Annotated in this window: 2 protein-coding genes and 1 pseudogene; all 3 read left to right on the plus strand. The window is 33.7% G+C overall.

The window, feature by feature from the left end; genetic code table 11:
• On the plus strand, window positions 1–957 hold a 957-nt coding region (locus IDG60_RS11630; protein WP_206160723.1), incomplete at its 5' end, for a peptidoglycan DD-metalloendopeptidase family protein.
• The gene (locus tag IDG60_RS11635) at window positions 957–1,781 is read left to right on the plus strand and encodes a phage tail family protein (protein WP_001190533.1); all 825 of its coding nucleotides are present in this window, start codon (window positions 957–959) and stop codon (window positions 1,779–1,781) included. The genes IDG60_RS11630 and IDG60_RS11635, both read left to right, overlap by 1 nt.
• Before the next feature lie 8 nt (window positions 1,782–1,789).
• Window positions 1,790–2,193: pseudogene (locus tag IDG60_RS11640) on the plus strand (phage tail protein); the annotation flags it as partial.

Consider the following 2,193-nt stretch of genomic DNA (forward strand, 5'->3'; position numbering starts at 1 on the left):
GAATGGAACTGGTATATGCATTTATCTAAGCAATTAGCAAGACAAGGCCAACGTATTAAAGCTGGTCAACTGATAGGGAAATCAGGTGCTACAGGTAATTTCGTTAGAGGAGCACACTTACATTTCCAATTGATGCAAGGGTCGCATCCAGGGAATGATACAGCTAAAGATCCAGAAAAATGGTTGAAGTCACTTAAAGGTAGTGGCGTTCGAAGTGGTTCAGGTGTTAATAAGGCTGCATCTGCTTGGGCAGGCGATATACGTCGTGCAGCAAAACGAATGGGTGTTAATGTTACTTCGGCTGACGTAGGAAATATCATTAGCTTGATTCAACACGAATCAGGAGGAAATGCAGGTATAACTCAATCTAGTTCGCTTAGAGACATCAACGTTTTACAGGGCAATCCAGCAAAAGGATTGCTTCAATATATCCCACAAACATTTAGACATTATGCTGTTAGAGGTCACAACAATATATATAGTGGTTACGATCAGTTATTAGCGTTCTTTAACAACAGATATTGGCGCTCACAGTTTAACCCAAGAGGTGGTTGGTCTCCAAGTGGTCCAAGAAGATATGCGAATGGTGGTTTGATTACAAAGCATCAACTTGCTGAAGTGGGTGAAGGAGATAAACAGGAGATGGTTATCCCTTTAACTAGACGTAAACGAGCAATTCAATTAACTGAACAGGTTATGCGCATCATCGGTATGGATGGCAAGCCAAATAACATCACTGTAAATAATGATACTTCAACAGTTGAAAAATTGTTGAAACAAATTGTTATGTTAAGTGATAAAGGAAATAAATTAACAGATGCATTGATTCAAACTGTTTCTTCTCAGGATAATAACTTAGGTTCTAATGATGCAATTAGAGGTTTAGAAAAAATATTGTCAAAACAAAGTGGGCATAGAGCAAATGCAAATAATTATATGGGAGGTTTGACTAATTAATGCAATCTTTTGTAAAAATCATAGATGGTTACAAGGAAGAAGTAATAACAGATTTTAATCAGCTTATATTTTTAGATGCAAGGGCTGAAAGTCCAAACACCAATGATAACAGTGTAACTATTAACGGAGTAGATGGTATTTTACCGGGCGCAATTAGTTTTGCGCCTTTTTCATTAGTATTAAGGTTTGGCTATGATGGTATAGATGTTATAGATTTAAATTTATTTGAGCATTGGTTTAGATCTGTGTTTAATCGCAGACATCCTTATTATGTTATTACTTCTCAAATGCCTGGTGTTAAATATGCAGTGAATACAGCTAATGTTACATCTAATTTAAAAGATGGTTCTTCAACTGAAATTGAAGTAAGTTTAAATGTTTATAAAGGGTATTCTGAATCAGTTAATTGGACCGATAGCGAGTTCTTATTCGACTCTAATTGGATGTTTGAAAATGGAATTCCTCTTGATTTCACACCTAAATATACTCATACATCAAATCAATTTACTATTTGGAACGGTTCTACTGATACGATAAATCCACGATTCAAGCACGATTTGAAAATATTAATTAATTTAAATGCGAGTGGAGGATTTGAACTGGTTAATTATACAACAGGTGATATTTTTAAGTACAACAAAAGTATAGATAAAAACACTGATTTTGTTTTAGATGGTGTGTATGCATATCGAGATATAAACAGAGTGGGAATTGATACAAATAGAGGCATTATAACATTAGCGCCAGGTAAAAATGAATTTAAGATTAAAGGAGACGTCAGTGATATTAAAACTACATTTAAGTTTCCTTTTATTTATAGGTAGGTGATTTAATGGATTATCATGATCATTTATCAGTAATGGATTTTAATGAATTGATTTGTGAAAATTTACTAGATGTAGATTACGGTTCTTTTAAAGAATATTATGAACTGAATGAAGCTAGGTACATCACCTTTACAGTTTATAGAACTACTCATAATAGTTTTGTTTTTGATTTATTGATTTGTGAAAACTTCATAATTTATCATGGTGAAAAATACACAATTAAGCAGACAGCGCCAAAGGTTGAAGGTGATAAAGTTTTTATTGAAGTTACGGCATATCACATAATGTATGAATTTCAAAATCACTCAGTGGAATCAAATAAGCTTGATGACGACAGTAGCGAAACTGGTAAAACGCCAGAATACTCTTTAGATGAGTACTTAAGATATGGATTTGCAAATCAAAAAAC

It is taken from the genome of Staphylococcus sp. EG-SA-2 (assembly GCF_017152085.1).

What these genes read in the sequence shown, in the direction of transcription:
- IDG60_RS11635 (WP_001190533.1), top strand. Translation starts at nt 957, where the DNA reads ATGCAATCTTTTGTAAAAATCATAGATGGTTACAAGGAAGAAGTAATA.